Here is a 17,349-nt window from a genome sequence, read left to right as displayed (position 1 = left end):
TCATCGCCTAACAGGAAGAGAGGGCTGCGGGCGGGCGGCCGGGTAGACCGGAATCCGTTGCGGCAGGAGGACGGCGAGGCAGGCGACGGCCGCTGCCCCGATCGCTGCGCCGAGCGGCGGGATCCAGCCCAGGACCAGAGCCAGGTAGGCCGTGCCGGCTGCGGCGGCGCCCGCGGCGAGCGTGACCGCCGTGAGTCTGGTCCCAAGGCCGAGCCTGCGCAGCCGGTGAGAAAGATGGTCGGTGCCCCCGCACAGCAGTGGGCGTCCTGCGCGCCATCGCGACAGCAGCACGACTCCCGTGTCGACGGTCGAGACGAAGGTCGGCAGGAGCAGGCTCGCTATCGCGGCGCCGGGGCCGCCGGCGGGGGCGGCGGTGCCGGCGAGCAGTGCCGCGCTGCAGGCGAGGACGAATCCGATGAACAGCGAACCGGCGTCCCCCATGAAGATCCGCGCCGGCGCCCAGTTGTACAGCAGGAACCCGAGGGCGGCGGGTGACAGAGTGACCAGGACCAGCCCGATCAGTGGCTGTCCCGACACGAAGGCGGCCGCCGCCAGGCATGTCGCGCTGACCGCGGTCACGCCGCCGAGAACGCCGTCCATGTTGTCGAGCAGGTTGAAGGAGTTGGTGACGACGACGATCCACAGCAGCGTGATCAGGACGTCCAGCGGCCCGCCGGTGACTGGCGCGACGATGCCGCACAGCACCGCCACGCCGGCCGCCAGGGCTTCGACGGCCAGCCGGGTGAGTTGAGGGAGCGGGATCAGATCGTCGATGAGCCCCAGCAGGGTCATCGCCACGGCACCCACAAGGATGCCGGCCGCTGGTCCCTCGAAAGCGCCGAGCGCGATCGCAGGGACGACCGTGCCCAGAGTGATCGCGACCCCGCCCAGGTACGGGGTGGGGTGCAGATGGGACTTGTGGCCGCTGGGCCGGTCGGTGATCCCCCACCTCAGGGCGAGGCGGCGCAGCAGGAAGGTCGCTGCGGCGCTGAGCACGATGCCGGCGCAGCCGGCAGCAAGGATGGCCGAGGCGTTCACCGATGCGGGCTCGCCAGTTCGGCGCGGGCTTCCGCGATGGTGTCCAGCAGGATGTCGTCGAGCGACCGGCGCGGTGTCCAGCCGGTGAGCTCCCGCAGCCTCGTCGTGTCCGGCACCCGGCGGGCCATGTCCTCGAACCCTGGCCCGTACGCGTCGGCGTACGGCACGAGGTCGACGCCGGACGTGCTCCCGGCCAGCTCGGTGATGAGCTTGGCGAGCTCCAGGATGCTCACCTCCTCGCTGGAGCCGATGTTGAAGGTCTGGCCGACCGCGGCGTCGCAGTCCAGGAGCAGCACCAGGGCGCGCACGACGTCCTCGACATGCGCGAAGCAGCGCGTCTGGGTGCCGTCGCCGTGCACGGTGAGCGGCAGACCGTTGATCGCCTGCCTGACCAGTTGCGGGATGACCATCCCGTACGCCGGGCTCTGCCGGGGACCCACCGTGTTGAACAACCGGACCACGATCGTCTGCAGCCCGCGCTCGCGGTGGTAGGCGTTGGCCAGGATCTCGTCGACGGCCTTCGCCGTGCTGTAGGCCCAGCGGACGACGTCGGGGCTGCCCAGGATGCGGTCGGCCGTCTCGGCGAGCGGCCCGGCGGAGTTCTTGCCGTAGATCTCGCTCGTGCTGGCCACCAGGACCTTGCGCCGGTATCGGTGTGCCGCCTCGATGACGATCTCCGAACCGCGGATGTTGGTCGTCAGCGACCTCAGGGGGTGTTCGACGATCAGCTTCACCCCGACGGCGGCGGCGAGGTGGACCACGACGTCACATTCGTGCACAAGCTCGTCCACCACGAGTTCGTCCAGGACCGAGCCTTGGACCACCCGCAACCGCGGCTCGGCGGCATGGCGTGCGAGGTTGGCCGGACGCCCTGTCGACATGTTGTCCAAAATGATCACGGAGTCGCCGCGGGCGAGCAACGCGTCGGTCAGGTGAGACCCGACGAAGCCGCTTCCGCCCGTTATCAGATACGTGTTCCCGCTTGACTTGGTCACGACTTCTCCCAGCAGGTGGCGATTGGCAGGATCGTTAGTTAGGTGCGTGCGTGCGGAAGGGCCCGGGCACAGGTCGCCCGGACCCCTGTTCAGCGGGGGTCGATGTCCAGGTTCTTTTCGAACCAGGTCATCGTCAGGCGGAGACCCTCGTCCAGCGGGACGGGCCGCACCCCCGGGAAGCGTTCGAGCAGCAGGCGGGACGACGCCTGCGACTCCCGGATGTCACCGGCGCGGGCGGGCAGGAACTCCGTCTCGACCGGCCGTCCGAGGACGGTCTCCAGAGTGTGTTTGAGGCTTATCAGGGACACACGGGTGCCGAAGGCGAGGTTCACCGGCGTCGAGCTCGTCACCCGGCGCACGGCGGCGTCGGCGAGGACGCTCGCCACCGAGCCCACGTAGGTGAAGTCGCGCGCCTGCTGCCCGTCGCCGTAAATGGGCAGCGGCCGGCCGCGCAGGGCGGCGTCCATGAACGCCGGGATCACCGCGGCGTACGCGTGCCCGGCGGGCTGCAGGGGCCCGTACACGTTGAAGAAGCGGAACGGCAGCACAGGCAGCCCGTAGCTGCCGGCGTACGCGAGGGCGTAGGCCTCGGTGGCGAGTTTGCTGGCGCCGTACGGGCTCAGCGGGCGCGTCGGCAGGTCCTCGTGCTTGTACGGCTCAGGGCAGTCCCCGTACACCGAGGACGAGGAGGCGAGGATGACGTGTGGCATCGCACCGGGTCCGGCGGCGCGGCAGGCCTCCAGCACCTGCAGGGTCCCCGTGGCGTTCACCATGTGCGAGGCGACGGGGTCCTTCACCGACCGGGGCACCGAGGGCCGGGCGGCGAGGTGGACGACGTGCGTGGCCTCGCGGGTGAGGCCGGCCACCAGCTCCTTGTCGAGGATGCTGCCGATCACCAGGTCGACTCCGAGCCCGGCGACGTTCGCGCGGTCCCCGCTGCTCAGGTCGTCCAGGACGGTGACGCTCTCGACCTCCGGCCGGGTGATCAGCGTACGGCAGAGGTTGGCGCCGATGAACCCGGCGCCTCCAGTGACGAGGACTCTCATATACGGCTCCCTTCGGTCTTCAGCGGAACGGGGCACAGCGACCGGTAGAGCCGCTCCGTGTCGGCCACCAGACGTTCGACCGCGAAGGAGTCCGTCGTCCAGCGGCGGGCGGCCTCGCCCATGCGGTGGGCGAGACCCGGGTCCGACAGCAGCCGCAAGGTGTGCGCGGCGAGTTCGCCGGCATCCGGGGCGGCGAGCAGGCCGGTGACGCCGTGCCGGACGACCTCGTGGACGCTGCCCACCCGGGTCGACACGACAGGGACGCCTGCCATGCCGGCCTCGATGAGACTCAGCGGGGTCCCCTCGTTGTCGGAGGTCAGAACGACGACGTCGGCCGCGGCATAGACGGTCTCGACGTCCGGCCGCCACCCCAGCAGGTGGAAGGAGCCCGGCATTCGGGCAGCGCCCCGCTCTACCTCCTCTGTCAGTTCGCCGCCGCCGCAGACGACGAAGCGGCAGGCGGGCAGCCGTCCGAGCAGCGATTCCGCCACGGCGAGGAAGCGGTCGGGACGCTTCACGCGGGTGAGCCTGCCGACGAAGGCGACGACGGGCGCGTCCCCGGGCAGGCCGAGGGCGGCGCGGGCGGCCTCCCGGTCCGGGACCGAGCCCAGCCGCACTCCCGGAGGGATCACGATGTACTGCTCCGGCCTGCCGATCCCGGCGGCGAGCAGGTCGTCGCGGACCTTCTCTCCCACTGTCACCAGACGGTCGGAGACGGAGGCCAGACGCCGTTCCGCCCACACGTAGAGCCGGCGCTTGGCGGGCGAGAAGTAGCCGCTCAGCAGGTGACCGTGGAACACGTGCACCCGGGCGGCGCCGACGCGGGCAAGGCGGACGGCCGTGCGGCCGAGCGCGCCCGCCTTGGCCGTCCGCGTGTGCACGATGTGCGGCCGGAACTCGCGCATCTCGGCGGCCAGGCGCAGCAGGGCGCGGTAGTCGTCGGCCGGTCGGACGGAGCGGCCGAGTCCGGGGATCCGGCGTACCCGCAGCTCGGCGTCCCGGAGCAGAAGGTGGTCGCCTTCGGCGCCGTCGACGTGTCCGGTGTAGAGACGGTGGTCGAACTCGTCGGCGTTCAGCCGTTCGTGCAGTCCGAGAATCTGGGTCGCCGGCCCGCCGATATTCATGCGCGCGATGATTTCCATTACGCGGATCCGGCCGTCCGGTCTCGGCGTCGGTCTCACCAGGGGCTCCTCGTGATGGGCCTGTTCACGTCGCAGAAGCTAACCCGCCAATCGGGCTTCTCCGCGGCACCGTCACGGTCCCGGCGAAGCCTTTTCGCATTCCCTACCGGCACATGGTCCGGATGGTGTCCCGGGTCGTCGGGCGCGATTCAGTGAAATGTAAAAAGCCGACTTCGATTCGGCCTTCCGCCGCACCACCGTGAAATCGCTCGACAGGGACGCGCTTTCCGGCCGCACGCCGGGGTGGTCGGCCCGCCCCCGCCGGGGCGACCGCCCGACCGTACAAAGGAGTGGCAAGATCTTGGCCGCGCCCCGGAGTCGGAATCGCCAGCGGGCGGGGATGGTTGTGAGGCTTGGACCAGGCCCGAGACGACGCCTTCGCGGCACGCCGGAACGGCCACCGTCGAAGCGCCGCGACGACCGGGCCCGGCGGCTGTGCGCCCGCTCGGACCCCGATGACGTGCTCGGGGCCGGCGCGCCCTGCCGCTGGGGCCACGAGAGCCTCTGCGATCCCCCGGCGCTTCCGGACGGCCGCGCCGGTCGAGCGGTGGGTGCCGGCCGAGGGTCCCGATCTCGGCGCTGCGCCGGCCGTAATTCCGCCGGCGCGCCTGCCGTTTCCTTTTACGAAATATTCCCGTGGCGCTCCCGAGGCGCGTATGAAACGACGCCATATCCTTCGGGCATGAATATTCGCGTCGTCGCCAGGAATGCCGTCCGCCCTTCTTATCTACCGGTGATGACGCAGAAAATATGGGTGCGCCTGAGCCACGGGCACAACCGTGAGAGGAAAGCCGCCCGAGCGTGGGCGGCGCGGCACGCGGAGGACATGAACGCCTGGGGGAGCGCCGTCGATCCCGTCCTGTGGCGAGAGGGCCTGGATTGGGCTGCCGCTTTCGCCGACTTCGCACGGCCGCGTCTCGACAGGCTCGCCGCCGCGGGCGTGAACCTGGGCGGGGGCGGCGGGGTCGAACTTCTGTACCTGCTGACCAGGCTCATCCGCCCCGCCCTGGCCCTGGAGACCGGAGTGGCGGCCGGTTGGTCCACCAGCGCGATCCTCGCGGCGATGCGCGCCAACGAGAGCGGCCTCCTGCTGTCGAGCGACTTCCCCTTCTTCCGCCTCGCCGATCCCGAGCGGTACATCGGATACGTCGTCCCCGACGACCTGAAGCGCAGATGGACGCTGCGCACCAAGGGCGACCGGCGCAATCTTGAGGAGTTCCTGCTCCCGGACACCCGGGTCGACCTCGTGCACTACGACTCCGACAAGACGAGGAACGGACGAGAGTTCTTCCTGCGGCGCGTGCGTCCGCACCTGACCAACAGGCATGTCATCGTCATGGACGACATCCAGGACAACCTGGTCTTCCGGGAGTACGCGGAGAGGCAGCGGGCCTTCCGAGTCTTCGAGTACGAGGGCAAGTACATCGGCGTGGCGGGGGCCGGGCTGCCGGCCTTGGAGCGCAGGCGCCCCTAGCAGTCCGATGGAACGCCTTCCCAGGGAGCCAAGCGCGATGCGCGGTGTCAATGTCTGTGAAGTAATAAAAACGCTCGATGTCGGGGGAGCCGAGGTGCTCCTCGTCGAGCGCCTGCTGGCCGCCTCGCGCCGGCAGGCGGGCCGTCCGGCCAATCGGTACACCGTGGTGTGCCTGAGCGCTTCCACCGAGGAACTGACCGGTAGGCTCCGCGCGGCGGGGATCGATGTCGTCGACCTGTCGTCCTGCCCCCGGCTGCTGCGTCCGGCGCGCCTCGTGCGGGAAGTCAGGCGCCTGCGTCCGGATGTGGTCAACCTGCACTCCCCACTGCCCGCGGCGCTGCTGCGCCCGGCGTCCCGGCTGTGGCACCCGCGGCCGATCCTGGTCTCGACCGTCCACAACGTGCGATACCGAACGGTGACGATGGCGCTGGACCGGGCGACCGCCTGGCTGGACAGCCGTACGGTGGCGGTCTCGCCCCAGGTGGCGCGTGCGCGGACCGGCAGGCGCGGGCGCGGTCTGTCCACCTGCGTCCACGGTGTCCGGGTGGCGGGGCAGCGCCAGTGGGCCGAGCGGGCCGCGGCCACGAGGCGCGAGTGGTCGGTTCCGGACGATGCCCTTCTCATAGTGAACGTCGCCAACTTCCACCCGCAGAAGAACCACCGGCTGCTCGTCGAGGCCGCTGCCAAGGTCGTCGCGGCCGAGCCGCGGGCGCTGTTCCTCCTCGCCGGGTCCGGGCCGCTGCGCGACGCGACGGCCGAGCATGTGTCCCGTCTCGGGCTGGACCGGGTGCGCGTCGTCGGGCACGTGCCGGAGGCGGGCAGGCTGATCGCCGCTGCCGACCTCCTGGTGCTCAGTTCCTCTTACGAGGGCCTGCCGGTCGTCGTCATGGAGGCGCTGGCGGCGGGGGTGCCGGTGGTGTCGACCGCCGTCGGCGGCGTGTCCGACCTGATCGAGACCGGAAAGAACGGCGTGCTCACCGTGCCCGGCAGCGCGGACGCTCTGGCCGGGGGCATCCTTCAGGCGTTGCGGCCGGACATGCGGGCCCGGCTGCGGGCGGGCGCCAGGGAGAGCGCGGGGCAGGTGGACATCGCCCGCGCGGCCGAGTGGTTCGACAAGCTCTACGGTGAGGTCTGCACGGGGACCAACGGGTGACCGCGGTGGAGTACATCATCGTCATCGCCGCCGCGGTGCTGCTCGTCGTGATGGTGCATACCGGTCTGGCGGCGCCGGTGGCGCGGCGTGCGCTGCCCGTGCTGCTCGCGGCCTTCGCCGTCCGGCTGGTCGTGCACGTCCTGGTCATCCGGTCCGACGGCCTTGATTACGGCGGCGACAACCTCGGCTACGAGCTGCGCGCCCTCGAGATCGTCGAGCTGTGGAGACGCGAGGGCCTCCATTTCGTCGGCCCCGGCGAGCTCGGCTCGGTCCAGTCCGTGGCCGTGCCGTGCAACATCTTCGCGTTCGTGATGTACCTGTGCGGCGGACGGGCACCGCTCGCCTGCACCGCCGTCGTGGCGCTGCTCGCCTGCCTGCTGTGCGTCGTCGTCTACCGGTTCGCGCGCCTCGTGGGCGCCGACGAGCGGGCGGCGTTCCGGCTGCTCGTCATCACGGCGTTCCTGCCGGGGTTCCTGCTGCACACCTCCGACATGTTCAAGGACGGCTTCAACGCATTCCTCGTGGTGGCCTGCCTCGGGATCGCCGCCTCGAACCTGCAGCGTTTCGCGGTGCGCAAGGTGCTGACCCTCGGGCCGCTGCTGTGGGCCCTGTGGAATGTGCGCCCCTACATGGTGTTCATGTGCATGCTGCCGCTGCTGGTCGGCGTCTCCCGGATCAGGCGGGCGCTGTCCCCCCGGAGCCTGGTCGTCGTCGCCGTTCTGATGCTGCCGCTCCTCGTCGTGCTTCAGGGCGTCGACCAGGGGGGACCGTTCGCCGTCGTGCAGGACCAGCTCGACCGCGGGCAGTCGGAGCACGTACGGCTGGCGAACGCGGAGGGCGGGTCCGGCGTCGTCTTCGACGACGGTGGGAACGCCTGGAATGCCCTGGGGCCGAAGCTCCTCTACACGCTGTTGTCCCCGTTCCCGTGGATGGGCGGAAGCGTGGCCCTGCAACTCGGAAAGGTGGACACACTCCTGTGGTACTGGCTGCTCTACCATGCCTTCCTGGGCGCGCGCAGGCTGTGGCGGTACGACCGGAGATTGCTGCTGATCCTCCTGCTTTTCGTCGTCCCCGGCTCCATCGCGTACGCCACGACCATGGCCAACGTCGGCCTCATCTTCCGGCAGCGCATACCGATCGTCATGGTCACGAGCCTGCTCTCGGCCATCTCCTGGTCCAGGACCGGGCCGTACGGCCGCTCCGCCGCGGACCCGCCCGCGCCACGCGCCGCGGGCCCCGCTGACCCACTCGTACGCCGAAGCTGAGGTCGTCGATGGCATCTAGAGATGAAGGCAAGATCCGCCGGGTCGCGCTCCTCATCGGGCATCTGGGTCTCGGCGGCGCGCAACGGCAGTTGTGCCTGCTGGCCGAACGGCTGCGGGACAGAGGCATCGAGGTGCACGTCCTCGTCCTCTCCCGGGGCGGCCAGCACGAGGAGGACCTGCGCGCCACCGGCATCGACGTCCACCACCTCGGCTTCTCCCGCGGCTCCCGCGGTCCGGCGCTGCTGGTCAGGAACCTCGTGGCGTTCGCACGGATGGTCGCGCTGCTGAAAGAGCTGCGGCCGCAGGTGCTGCACGGCTTCCTGTGGGAGTGCTACCTCCTGGGGACCCCCGCCGCCCGGCTGGCACAGGTCCCGGTGATCGTCACCGCCCGGCGCACGCAGGGCTACCTGCGACCGAAGAAACCGTGGACCTCCGCCGCCGAGCGCATGGTGAACGCGATGAGCGACCACGTCGTCGCCAACTCGGCGGCCATCGCCGACGGCACCCGTGCCGTCGAGGGCGTGCCGGCTCACAAGGTGAGCGTGATATACAACGGGCTGCCGCCCTCGGCGTTCCACCTGGCCGAGCCCGAGCCCGTCGACACAGCGCTGCCCGTGGTGGTGTGCGTGGCTCGTCTCAGCGAGAACAAGGGGCAGCGGTTCCTCATCGAGGCGGCCGCCCTGCTCGCCCGGCGCAACCGGCCCTGCACCTTCCTGCTCGTCGGCGACGGCCCCGAGCGCGAACGACTGCGGGCGCAGGCGGACGCCGCGGGTGTGGACGTGCGCTTCCTCGGCTTCCGTCAGGACACCGACGGCTTGCTGGCCCGCGCCGACGTGGTGGTGCTCCCGTCGACGGCGGAGGGCCTGAGCAACGCCGTCATGGAGGCCATGGCGGCGGGCCGGCCGGTCGTCGCCACCGCCGTGGGGGGCACGCCGGAGCTGCTCGAGGACCGTGGCGTCCTCGTGGCCCCCTCGTCGCCGCAGGCTCTGGCCGACGCGATCGGCCGCCTTCTCGATGATCCCGTGCTCGCCGCCTCGGTCGGTGCGGCGGCCCGGGCCTGGGCATGGCAGAACCTCGACGTGGAGACCGTCACGGACGCGCACCTCGACCTGTACCAACGGCTGCTGGCGGCACGATGCGCGAGGTGACGCGGGCCGCGGACGTGGGCAGGCCGCCTCCCACGGCCGGTGGGGCGGACGTGAACGCGGATGTGAAGAACCTCCTGCGGACGATGGCGAGCCAGGCGGTCCCGCTGGCCTTGGCCGCGGTGGCGGGCGTGTTCCTCGCCCGCTGCCTGCAGCCCGAGGGGCGGGGCGTCTACGCGACCGTCACCACGACCGCGGGGATCGCGACCGTGCTGGGCCACCTGTCGGTCGGGAGGTCGCAGATAGCGCTGTGGCCACTCCTGGAGCGTCGCCGGCCCATGGCGGGCAACGCCGCGATCCTCGGCCTGGCGCTGGGCCTGACGTCCGCAGCGGCCACGCTCGGCGTGGTCACCGTGCTGTCCCTGGCTCCCAGTCCGGCCCTCATGGTCATGGCGCTGCTCGCTGTGCCGTTCGCGGTCGCCGTGGTCAACCTCAAGGGGATCGCGCTCCTGGAGGGCCGCGTCGGCCTCGCCAACAGGTCCGTCGTGACTGCCGCCGTGGTGCAGTACGTCCCGATACTGGTCATGGCCGTGACCGGGACCGTCACCCTGACCGCCGTGGTCGTGTGCTGGACCGTCTCCACCATCCTGCCCTTCGCGTTGTTCGTACGGCCACTCGGCCTCCCCACACCCGGCGATGCGGCGCTCGCCCGCAGGCAACTCGCGCTGTCCGGCCGCTATCACCTCGGGACGATGGCGCTTCACCTGCTGCTGACCGTCGACGTGCTGCTCCTGGGCGCTCTCGTGACTCCGGCGGAGGTCGGCCTGTACACGGTCGCCACCTCGTTGCTGTCGCTGTCCCGGGTGCCCACCGACGCGCTGGCCCAGATCACGCTGTCGCGCCAGGCGGTCAGGGACGAGGCGGACGCGCGGCACGTGACGGCACGGACGATCCGCCTCACCCTGCTGCTCTCCTGCGCCGCGGTCGGCGCGCTGGCGTGCGCCTCGCCACTGCTGGTCCCGCTCGTGTACGGCCCGGCCTTCGCGGCGAGCGTCACACCGCTGCTCGCCCTCGCGCCCGGCGCTGTCGCCTGGTCGCTGCTGCGGCCCCTGGAGCAGTACCTGGTGCGGCTGGGGCGTCCGATGAGGATGACCGCCATCGCCGCTGGCGCCCTCGCGTCGAACCTCGCCCTGAACGCCGTGCTGATCCCGCTGTGGGGGGCTCGCGGGGCCGCGTTCGCCTCCACCCTGAGCTACGGCGCGATGGTGGCGGTCGAGGTCGGCTGGTTCGCCCGGGCGGCCGGCCTCGGCGCCGCGGACCTGCTACCCCGGTTCGGGGACGCGCGCCGGGTGGTCTCGGCCCTGCGTGGCAGGCGGTGTGGGAACGCGTCGGCGGCCACCTCCCGCTCCTGAACGGCGGGGCGGAGGCACTTCGCATGAACCGATCGAGAAGAGGTCCACGTGCGTATTCTGCACATCGGATATCGGCTGCCTCCCGAGCCGGGAGGCAAGGAACGCCACATCGAGTGCCTCGTCAGGGAGGAGCTCGCCCTCGGACACGAGGTGCTGGTCGCCAGGCGGCTTGGCGACGTCCCCGCGGGCGCGCTGGAGGTGCCCCTGCCGCGGACCCTGACGGCTCGCGTGGTCGCGCGCAGGTCCGACCCCCTTGCCTTCGCCCTGGAGTGCGCCCGCGCGCTGCCGCGTCTCGGCCGGGTCGACGTCGTCAACCTGCACGGCGACCATCGGGAGGCGCTCGCGGTCGGCCCGGCCGCCGCACGGCTGGGCATCCCCCTGGTGCTCACCGCGCACGGTGCTCTGACGACGCGCCACAGGATGGTCATGCGATGGGCCTTCCGCCGCGTCGGCGGGTTCGTCGCCCTGGGCACGCGCCCGGCCGCCGACCTGCGTCGGGCCGGAGTCCCGGCGCGGGCGATCCGTACGCTGTCGAGCGGCCTGGACCTTCCGCTGCTGGACGCGATTCGCTCCCGGACCGCGGTGGAACCCGGCCTGATAGTCAGCGTGGGCTCTCTCCTGCCCGTGAAGAACCACGCCCTGACGATCGCGGCGTTCCGGCGGCTCAGCGCCATCCGGCCGGGGCTGCGCCTGGTCATCGCCGGCGAAGGGCCGGAACGGGACCGGCTCGAAAGGCTCGCCCAGGCCGGGCCGGGAGTGGAGCTCGCGGGCCACCTGCCCCGTGACGAGGTCGCCTCGCTGGTGAGCAGGGCACAGGTCTTCGTTCTGGCCTCGCGCAGGCTGCCCGCCATCGGAGAGGGTGTGCCCACGGCCGCTCTCGAGGCCCTCGCGCTCGGCACTCCCGCGCTCCTGTCTTCCGAGGCCACACTCGACCCGGTGGTCACGGACCATGGCGCCTATCGTGTCTTCCGCAGCGGTTCGGTGGACGACCTGACCGCCCACCTGCGGGTGATCCTGGACGATGACGCCGTACGGGCCGGGATGGCCGAGCGCGGGCGGCGGGCGACCGCGCACCTCGGTTGGCCGGACGTGGCCGCCCGAATCGTCGGCTGGTACGAGGAGGTCGGCCGCCGGGCCGGCCTGCCGTCCGGGCGCCGGAGTGTCGCACGTGCCGACGGGGACGGCGGCGGCGTACGCGCGGTGGAAGCCGGTGCACGCCGGTGAGGCCGCCGGGCCGGTGGGTCGCGCGGTGGGTCGCGCGGTGAGACGGGCGGTGAGACGGGTGCTGAGACGGGCGGGCAGTCGTTCGATGCGCCCCGGGATCGACGTGGTGGTACACGAAGCAGCCTGAACGGAGCGCCCGCGGCTGCCGCTCTCATTCCGGCACCCGCCTTGATCGCGTGAACTGCGCGCCTGCGTGCAATTCACGGGACGCCGCACTAGGTTCGTGTGCCATCAAGTCCGTCGCGGGGAGACGGGGAAAGACTCCGACCGGAGCACTTGGTGAAGAAATTGGGGGGCCTGAATGCCGGTAAGAATCACCTCCGACGACTGGACATCCGAGCGGGTAAAAGCATTCTGGGATCACTGTTATCGGCAGAACAATCGGGCGCTGACCTTCTCTGAACGAGTGGGCAGGGGAGTCGCGCGTTACCTCCGGGTCAACGGCCTGCTGCAGGGAGAGGTGCTCGACTACGGATGCGGGCCCGGTGCGCTCGCCGCGCAGCTGATCCGAGCGGGCTGCCAGTGCTGGGGATGTGACTGGTCCGAGGCCTCGGTCGAGGCGGCGAACAGGCTGCTCTCGGGCAGGAGAGGCTGGCATGGGGCGAGCCTCGCCGGAGACTCCCGCTCTGCTTACTTCAATCGCAAATTCGACCTCGTCACCTGCCTGGAGACGGTCGAGCATATTCCCGAGCACGAGGAAGAAGATTTCTTCGCCAATCTGCGGGACGCCGTGAAAGTAGGTGGGTCAATATTCTTGACCACCCCCAACGAGGAAGACCTGACTCTCGATCACAAGAACGTCTACTGCCCGTTCTGTGATTCTGTCTACCACCAGCGGCAGCACGTCCGATCGTTCGACAAGAACACTCTCGCGACGACGATCGAACGTCATGGATTTGTCGTCCGCTGGGTGACCGCACTGGATTTCAACTCGTATCAGGTGCCGGCCTGGCCGGGCATAGGAGACGTGAACCTGCGCTATCTCGCACGAGTCGCGGCTCGCATGCCCTTCAGCCCGATCACCGCTGTCCACCGCCGGTCACGCGGTAAGTTGCCGCACCTGTGCGCGGTCGCGACCAGGGTGCCGGCACTCTGACGACCGTGCAGTCGCCGGTACGCGGCGCGGGCGAGTCCGCGACGACCAATGTGGTGTGCCGGGCGAGGTCGATGACATTCGCGGTGGGGCCGAGCGGAGCAACCTCGACCTCACCGCCGCATCCAGGTGCTCGTGGACGTCACGGCTGAGGACGGCACATCGTGAAAGACAAGGGACGGGGGTCCTTGATGGAGAAACTGGTTGTGGTCGGGCAGGGTTACGTGGGCCTGCCACTGGCCATGCGGGCGGTACACGCCGGATTCGACGTGGTGGGCGTCGAGGTGGACGAGTGGCGGGTCAAGCGTCTCAACGCCGCCCAGTCGTACGTCGAGGACATCGGCGACGACGCGCTCGCGGCGGCGCATGCGACGGGTCGTTACCGGGCCAGCGCGGACTACGCGGATGCCGAGGGCTTCGACGTGTGCGTGATCACTGTGCCGACGCCGTTGACCGACGGCGTGCCCGATTTGAGCCACATCGCGGCGGCCGGCCGGTCGCTCGCCCCTTATCTGCGGCCGGGCGCGACCGTGGTGCTGGAGTCGACCACCTATCCGGGGACGACGGAGGAGTACCTGCGCCCGATTCTGGAGGAGGGATCGGGCCTGCGCGCCCCCGGCGACTTCCACCTCGGCTACAGCCCCGAGCGGATCGACCCCGGCAACACGCAGTGGCGGCTGGAGAACACGCCGAAGGTCGTCTCCGGTCTCGACGACGCCGCCCTCGCAAGGGTCCGCGCCTTCTACGAGGCCGTCGTCGAGCGGGTCGTCCCCGTGTCCTCGCCACAGGTGGCCGAGCTGTGCAAGCTTCTGGAGAACACCTTCAGGCACGTGAACATCGCCCTGGTCAACGAGCTTTCCATCTTCGCCAGGCAGCTCGGGATCGACGTATGGGAGGCCATCGACGCCGCCTCGACCAAGCCGTTCGGCTACATGAGCTTCACCCCCGGGCCGGGCGTGGGCGGGCACTGCCTGCCGATCGACCCGTCATACCTGTCCTGGAAGGTCAAGCGCAGCCTGGGGCACAACTTCCGGTTCGTGGAGTTGGCCAACGACGTCAACGACCACATGCCCGCGCACGTCGCCGACCGGCTGGTGCTGGCGCTGAACGACCGGCGTAAGGCCCTGAACGGCAGCCGGGTGCTCCTGCTCGGCCTGTCGTACAAGAAGAACACGGGCGACTGCCGGGAGTCCCCGGCGATCGAGGTGGCCAGGCACCTGCGCAAGCTGGGCGCGGACGTGCGCGCGGCCGATCCGCACGTCGACCTCGCCCTCGTGCCCGAGGGGGTGGCGATCGCCGAGGCGTCGCCGCGGGAGATCGCGGCGGCGGACGCGGTCGTGGTCCTCACCGACCACGACTGTTTCGACTACGAACTCGTCCAGCGCGAGAGCGCCTTCGTGTTCGACACGCGCAACCGCTGCCGGGGGCCGAACGTCGAGCGCCTCTGACCCGGCCGTACGGCACGGGCGGCTCCCCTCCGGAGGGGAGCCGCCCGTGCCGTTTCCGTGGGGCCTTGTCAGTAGGCCAGGTCGTGGTCAGTAGGCCAGGTCGTGCGGGCCCAGGGCGGGACCGTGCTCCAGCGGCAGGTCGCCGACGAGCACGGCGTCCAGCGCCTGATCGCCGGGCAGCGCGAGCCGCGGAGGCGGGGGCCCGTCCCGCCCCCCGCGCTCGCCCAGGCGGCGCGCGACGCCGTCCCGCAGCCGGGGCAGGTACGCGTAGAGGCGGTCGCCCGGGCAGGCGGTCCGGTTGAGGTCGCGGTGGCCGATGATGGCCTCGTGCGGGTCGAGCTCGTAGACGTCGCACAGCCAGGCCAGCAGCGCGGTGAGCGCGGACAGCTGGCGGGCCGGGGGCAGGGTGGAGGTGTAGGTCCCCTCGGTCTCGATGCCCAGCGTGTGGTCGTTGTGGTCGGCCGCCTGCGCGCCCATCACGTGCTTGCCGGCCTCGACGGCCGGCAGCGAGCGGTTGCGGCCCTCCATGATGTATCCGCCCCGGCTGACGGTGAACTGCTCGCCGATGTCCTCCCAGCCGTTGTGCTTCATGTGGTAGCGCTGGATGGTCCGGGACAGCCGGAAGGCCGCGTCGAGGTCGGTCGCGTCCGTGTTCGCCGTCGCCGTGTGGTGGACGACGAGACGGTCGGGCGCGCGGTCGAGCACCTCGGCCTTGCTCCTGGGCGGATCGGCCTTCCAGTCCGACCGGGTGTAGACGCGCGGCGGACGCGGGCCGCCCCCGGCCCAGACCGGCGTTGCCGCCGCGACGAGCCCGCTCTGCGCGGTCAGCATCGCCGCCGGCAGGCACGCCGACCAAAGGAGCCCCGTCGAAAGAAACGCGCGGCGCGAGACCGCAGACATCCGTCCTCCCCGAGTGCGCGGGGCCCTCGGGGGGCCCTCGTACGGCGGGAGGCGGCATCGATATCCCCTTTCCCCGCCGCGGATATTCCTGCGAGCGAAAACCGGTCACATGTCAACCGAAATGTCCGTGCCATGCCGCGGCGGAAAACGCCGCAGTCCGGTCACGGAATGGCACGACCGCGATCGCGGAAATATCCCGAAATGCCCTGCGCGCGGGTCGCGGGCGTGCTGACCATGCGTGATGGCGGCGAGTGGGACGGAGGTCACATGGACGTAACGCGGTCCTATCGGGAGAGGAGTCCGTGTTAACCGGATGTTGCGTCCGTTATGCGTGTGGATTGCATGTTTCGCGGGTGCGACACATGTAACGGCCGCACGGTCACCCATGGTCAAAGTGCGTAACGCGCTCTTCCTAGTTTCGGTTACCGGCCCCAGGCGACAAGGACGCAGGAGGAGCGATGACGGCGACGCAGGCGGCGCGCACGGCCCCGGAGGAAAATCGGAAGGGCCGCTGGATCGGTGACTGGCGACCGGACGATCCGGTGTTCTGGGAGAGCACCGGCAAGAAGGTGGCCCGGCGGAACCTGGTGTTCTCGATCCTGGCCGAGCACCTGGGCTTCACACTGTGGACCGTCTGGAGCATCGTCGCGGTCAAGCTCGGCGCCTACAAGTTCTCCACCGACCAGCTCTTCTGGATCGTCTCGCTGCCCAACCTGGTCGGCTCCACGCTGCGCATCCCCTACACCTTCGCGCCCGCGCGGTTCGGCGGCCGCAACTGGACGGTGGTCAGCGCGCTGCTGCTGCTGGTGCCCGCCGTCCTGCTCGCGGTGGCGGTGAACGACCCGGGCACGCCCTACTGGGCCTTCCTGGTGATCGCGGCGACGGCCGGGCTCGGCGGCGGCAACTTCGCCTCCAGCATGGCCAACATCACCTACTTCTACCCGCAGAGCCGGCAGGGCGCCGCCCTCGGCCTGAACGCCGCCGGCGGCAACGTCGGCGTCAGCTCCGTGCAGCTGCTGATGCCGCTGGTCATCGCCGGGTTCGGGCTGGCCGCGGCCGGGTTGTTCTGGGTGCCGTTCATCCTCGCCGCGGCCGTCGGCGCGTACTTCTGCATGGACAACCTCACCTCGGCCAAGGCCGAGCCGAGGGAGATGGTCAAGGCGGCCGGCCGGGCGCAGACCTGGATCATGTCGGTCCTCTACATCGGCACGTTCGGCTCGTTCATCGGCTACTCGACCGCGTTCCCGCTGCTCATCAAGTCGCAGTTCCCCGAGCACACCGCGCTCACCTCGCTGGCGTTCCTCGGCCCGCTGGTCGGGTCGCTCATCCGGCCGGTCGGCGGCTGGCTGTCGGACCGCCTCGGCGGCGCCGCGGTGACGTTCTGGAACTTCGCCGCGATGGCCGTCTCGGTCCTGCTCGTCTGGCAGGCCATGTCCGTGCACAGCTTCCCGCTGTTCTTCGCGGCCTTCATGCTGCTGATCGGCACGGCCGGGGTCGGCAACGGCTCCACCTACCGGATGATCCCGGCGATCTTCCGGGCGAAGGCGGTGGCAGGCGTCGAGCCCGGCACCCCCGCGTACGAGGAGGCGCTGGCGACCGGCAAGCGCGACGCCTCGGCGGCCATCGGGTTCATCTCCGCGATCGGCGCGTACGGCGGGTTCTTCATCAACCGCGGGTTCGGCAGCTCCATCTCCGCGACCGGCGGTGCGGGGGCCGCGCTCGCGGCCTTCGCCGCCTTCTACATCCTCTGCTTCGGGCTGACCTGGTTCTGCTACATGCGCACTCTCGGCGCGAAGACGGCGCCGAGCCTCGCGGCGGCCCGGGTCTGAGCCCGGCCACACGCACCCACTCGCGGGCGCCGGTCACGGCGCCCGCCTTTTCCGGACCGACGCCTCACAAGCGGCGACAGCACAAGTGAGCTTTCGAGACGACGGGGTCTCTCACACGCCGCGCTCGCCGGAGTTAGCGCGGTTGGCGCCTTGTAGCACAGCGGTAACAGAAGGGACCCAGCGGTGAAACCGCCTGTCAGCACCAT

The 17,349-nt window shown here is 70.6% G+C and carries 14 protein-coding genes; 9 read left to right on the top strand and 5 right to left on the bottom strand.

Going from position 1 to position 17,349, the window contains the following annotated elements; translation table 11 throughout:
* From HCK04_RS12830 to HCK04_RS12815, 4 genes are all read right to left on the bottom strand, one after another.
* Window positions 1-1,038, bottom strand: a complete 1,038-nt coding sequence (locus tag HCK04_RS12830) for an MraY family glycosyltransferase (protein WP_142647398.1) — start codon at window positions 1,036-1,038, stop codon at window positions 1-3.
* Window positions 1,035-2,033 (bottom strand): NAD-dependent epimerase/dehydratase family protein, encoded by a 999-nt coding sequence (locus tag HCK04_RS12825; protein ID WP_142647397.1) that lies wholly within the window; start codon window positions 2,031-2,033, stop codon window positions 1,035-1,037. Before HCK04_RS12825 ends, HCK04_RS12830 begins: the two co-directional genes overlap by 4 nt.
* An 89-nt stretch (window positions 2,034-2,122) precedes the next feature.
* Entirely contained in the window at window positions 2,123-3,079 is a 957-nt protein-coding gene (locus tag HCK04_RS12820) for an NAD-dependent epimerase/dehydratase family protein (RefSeq protein ID WP_142647396.1), read from the bottom strand.
* Window positions 3,076-4,221, bottom strand: coding sequence for a glycosyltransferase (locus tag HCK04_RS12815; protein WP_142647395.1), 1,146 nt, complete (start codon window positions 4,219-4,221; stop codon window positions 3,076-3,078). The genes HCK04_RS12820 and HCK04_RS12815 overlap by 4 nt, the downstream gene beginning before the upstream one ends.
* Before the next feature lie 775 nt (window positions 4,222-4,996).
* Here HCK04_RS12815 and HCK04_RS12810 point away from each other — a divergent pair.
* The 8 genes from HCK04_RS12810 to HCK04_RS12775 all read left to right on the top strand — a co-directional run bounded on the left by HCK04_RS12810 (window position 4,997) and on the right by HCK04_RS12775 (window position 14,414).
* Entirely contained in the window at window positions 4,997-5,734 is a 738-nt protein-coding gene (locus tag HCK04_RS12810; protein WP_168065880.1) for a class I SAM-dependent methyltransferase, read from the top strand.
* 37 nt (window positions 5,735-5,771) lie between these two features.
* Window positions 5,772-6,887, top strand: a complete 1,116-nt coding sequence (locus HCK04_RS12805; RefSeq protein ID WP_168065878.1) for a glycosyltransferase — start codon at window positions 5,772-5,774, stop codon at window positions 6,885-6,887.
* A complete protein-coding gene (locus HCK04_RS12800; protein ID WP_142647392.1) occupies window positions 6,884-8,152 on the top strand; it encodes a hypothetical protein in 1,269 nt (422 codons plus the stop codon). Before HCK04_RS12805 ends, HCK04_RS12800 begins: the two co-directional genes overlap by 4 nt.
* A gap of 8 nt (window positions 8,153-8,160) precedes the next feature.
* A complete protein-coding gene (locus HCK04_RS12795; protein ID WP_142647391.1) occupies window positions 8,161-9,300 on the top strand; it encodes a glycosyltransferase in 1,140 nt (379 codons plus the stop codon).
* Window positions 9,297-10,649 carry a polysaccharide biosynthesis C-terminal domain-containing protein gene (locus HCK04_RS12790; RefSeq protein WP_168065876.1) on the top strand — a complete coding sequence of 451 codons (1,353 nt, stop codon included), beginning with the start codon at window positions 9,297-9,299 and terminating at the stop codon, window positions 10,647-10,649. The genes HCK04_RS12795 and HCK04_RS12790 overlap by 4 nt, the downstream gene beginning before the upstream one ends.
* A gap of 48 nt (window positions 10,650-10,697) precedes the next feature.
* Window positions 10,698-11,873 (top strand): glycosyltransferase family 4 protein, encoded by a 1,176-nt coding sequence (locus tag HCK04_RS12785; RefSeq protein ID WP_142647389.1) that lies wholly within the window; start codon window positions 10,698-10,700, stop codon window positions 11,871-11,873.
* Between the two features lie 301 nt (window positions 11,874-12,174).
* Window positions 12,175-12,969, top strand: coding sequence for a class I SAM-dependent methyltransferase (locus HCK04_RS12780; protein WP_142647388.1), 795 nt, complete (start codon window positions 12,175-12,177; stop codon window positions 12,967-12,969).
* A 188-nt stretch (window positions 12,970-13,157) separates the two neighbouring features.
* The gene (locus HCK04_RS12775) at window positions 13,158-14,414 is read left to right on the top strand and encodes a nucleotide sugar dehydrogenase (protein ID WP_142647387.1); all 1,257 of its coding nucleotides are present in this window, start codon (window positions 13,158-13,160) and stop codon (window positions 14,412-14,414) included.
* 87 nt (window positions 14,415-14,501) lie between these two features.
* Here HCK04_RS12775 and HCK04_RS12770 read toward each other — a convergent pair whose 3' ends face one another.
* Window positions 14,502-15,314: a peptidoglycan recognition family protein gene (locus HCK04_RS12770; protein WP_240971351.1), complete on the bottom strand. Its 813-nt coding sequence runs from the start codon at window positions 15,312-15,314 to the stop codon at window positions 14,502-14,504.
* Window positions 15,315-15,772: 458 nt separating this feature from the next.
* On the opposite strand from HCK04_RS12770, the gene HCK04_RS12765 reads away from it, so the two are divergent.
* Window positions 15,773-17,143 carry an MFS transporter gene (locus HCK04_RS12765; RefSeq protein ID WP_142647386.1) on the top strand — a complete coding sequence of 457 codons (1,371 nt, stop codon included), beginning with the start codon at window positions 15,773-15,775 and terminating at the stop codon, window positions 17,141-17,143.
* Window positions 17,144-17,349: the final 206 nt, after the last annotated feature.

The organism is Microbispora sp. CL1-1, from assembly GCF_012034195.1.
In the GTDB taxonomy this organism is placed as follows: Bacteria; Actinomycetota; Actinomycetes; order Streptosporangiales; family Streptosporangiaceae; genus Microbispora.
This window is presented reverse-complemented; position numbering and strand designations above follow the sequence as displayed.

Excerpts from the sequence above, each read along its gene's own strand:
- HCK04_RS12775 (WP_142647387.1), top strand. The coding sequence starts at position 13,158 with ATGGAGAAACTGGTTGTGGTCGGGCAGGGTTACGTGGGCCTGCCACTG.
- HCK04_RS12770 (WP_240971351.1), bottom strand. The coding sequence starts at position 15,314 with ATGTCTGCGGTCTCGCGCCGCGCGTTTCTTTCGACGGGGCTCCTTTGG.
- HCK04_RS12820 (WP_142647396.1), bottom strand. The coding sequence starts at position 3,079 with ATGAGAGTCCTCGTCACTGGAGGCGCCGGGTTCATCGGCGCCAACCTC.
- HCK04_RS12795 (WP_142647391.1), top strand. The coding sequence starts at position 8,161 with ATGGCATCTAGAGATGAAGGCAAGATCCGCCGGGTCGCGCTCCTCATC.
- HCK04_RS12765 (WP_142647386.1), top strand. The coding sequence starts at position 15,773 with ATGACGGCGACGCAGGCGGCGCGCACGGCCCCGGAGGAAAATCGGAAG.
- HCK04_RS12805 (WP_168065878.1), top strand. The coding sequence starts at position 5,772 with ATGCGCGGTGTCAATGTCTGTGAAGTAATAAAAACGCTCGATGTCGGG.
- HCK04_RS12815 (WP_142647395.1), bottom strand. The coding sequence starts at position 4,221 with ATGGAAATCATCGCGCGCATGAATATCGGCGGGCCGGCGACCCAGATT.
- HCK04_RS12810 (WP_168065880.1), top strand. The coding sequence starts at position 4,997 with ATGACGCAGAAAATATGGGTGCGCCTGAGCCACGGGCACAACCGTGAG.
- HCK04_RS12780 (WP_142647388.1), top strand. The coding sequence starts at position 12,175 with ATGCCGGTAAGAATCACCTCCGACGACTGGACATCCGAGCGGGTAAAA.